A 1,992-nucleotide genomic window follows, 5' to 3' on the forward strand; every position below is an offset into this window, starting at 1 on the left:
ATTTCCTGCATATGCCGGATTAATCGTTATTGGATTATACATATACTGCGTGTATTGTGGATCCTGTTGTGCAGTAACCGCTTTCGCGAAAGCGAACAATAATATAATAGTTAATAATTTATTCATCATTTCTTATGTTATAAATAATTGAACTCACCGATTGAAATATCGGTGAGTTCAATAACATTTATCGATTAATATATAGATATCCAGCTAATTGCTTCGTCTCATTCTGGTCATTGATGTATTCAATAACGTAGAAGTAAGTCCCTTCTGGGAGCGCATCTCCTTGTCCTATAGTCACCCTACCTTCTGAGATACCTCTAAATGCGCGGTTAGCATTGTTATAATTATCAACATTATAAACTTCTACACCCCAACGATTAAAGATACTTACATTATTATCAAAGTTCTCAATTCCTTGAATAAGGAAGAAATCATTTTGCATATCTCCATCTGGTGTAACTGCATTATAGATATTAATACCTCTAGGGTCAGAATCTAAGTAATCAGGTATACCATCGTTATCATTATCCTCATCTATAGCATCTGGTCCAGTTACAATCATATCGTTATCATCATCTGTATCTCGATAATCAACGTCATCCATACCATCAGTATTGTTTAGGTCTGCAAATGGATCTGTACCAACGATTAAACCATTAGGATCTTCATAGCCTCCTAAATCACCATCAAAAGCATCATCTAAACCATCCATATCAGCATCGATACCTGAAGGTGTAATATCTGGGAAACCATCGTTATCAAAATCGAATCCTTCAGTGCTATCAGGTACACCGTCATTATCAGAATCATCATCTAGATAATCAGGATTATCTGTACCGTCCGTATTTACTGGAGTAATACCTTCTCCAGCACCTGGAGCAGATTCATAAGCATCATCTAAACCATTACCATCTGCATCAACTCCACTAGGATTAATATAACCATCAGTTAATTGTGCTTCTACATTATCTGGTATACCATCATTATCTGAGTCTTGGTCAAACCAATCAGGAATACCGTCTCCGTCAGAATCACCGCCACCTTCTAATACATCTAAGATACCATCATTATCATCATCAATATCATCAACATCTGGTATACCATCACCATCATTATCTGCGAGTAGCATATAACCATCACTTATGGTAGTTGTTGTAGAACCTACAATTACTACTACAAGAGCCTCTGGATCAGAACCTACAGTTGTCAAGTCATATCCATCTGGAAGTGAGTCCTCATCTACATCTACTGTATAATTACCTGCTGGAACTGTTACTACCCAATTACCTAATGCGTCAACAGTTGTAATAGTCACATTACCGAATTCATCTGTTAATTCGACAACAGTACCTGCTGGGAATAACATATCTACTAGTGGATCATAAACCCCATCGCCATCAACATCTTCATACACAAATCCTGTAACATCTCCACTACCCTGATAACCATCATCTACCGTAGTCGTTGTAGCACCAGCTACAACAGTAACCATTGATTCTGGATTAGAACCGGTAGTCGTCAATGTATAACCTGCTGGTAGAGTTGTTTCAATAACTTCAACAGTATAGTCACCAACTGGAACAGTAGCTGTCCAATTTCCTGCTGCATCCACAGTTGCCGTAAACACTGTACCTGCCGCATCTGTTAATTCTACTAAAGTACCAGCTGGGAATAGCATATCTACCGTTGGATCATACATACCATCACCATCAAAATCGATATATACAAATCCTGTAACGTTACCTGGAGTAGCTAACGGTGTGATCGTTGGATCATTCGTCGTATCACCATCCATATCGTTATCCTCATCAGCTGGATTATCGCTATCTGACACATCGCTTACTGGTCCGTTTGGACTTGTTGCATCTGTTGTCGCAGTATTCTCAACTTCTCCATTATCGATATCCATTTGAGTGATCGTATACATTCCTGTGAATGTTCCCATCTCGCCTGGTAATAAGGTATCTGGTGTTGTTGCCTGAGCTA

At 38.7% G+C, this 1,992-nt stretch carries 2 protein-coding genes; both read right to left on the bottom strand.

All coding sequences use genetic code 11. The annotated features are described in order from the left end of the window. A partial coding sequence (locus ACJJVI_RS00010; RefSeq protein WP_405349575.1) for a type IX secretion system membrane protein PorP/SprF occupies nt 1–126 on the bottom strand: 126 nt, incomplete at its 3' end. Between the two features lie 61 nt (nt 127–187). After that, on the bottom strand, nt 188–1,992 hold a 1,805-nt coding region (locus tag ACJJVI_RS00015), incomplete at its 5' end, for a gliding motility-associated C-terminal domain-containing protein (RefSeq protein ID WP_405349573.1).

The sequence above is a fragment of the Nonlabens sp. Asnod3-H03 genome (assembly GCF_045063665.1).
GTDB lineage: Bacteria > Bacteroidota > Bacteroidia > Flavobacteriales > Flavobacteriaceae > Nonlabens > Nonlabens ulvanivorans.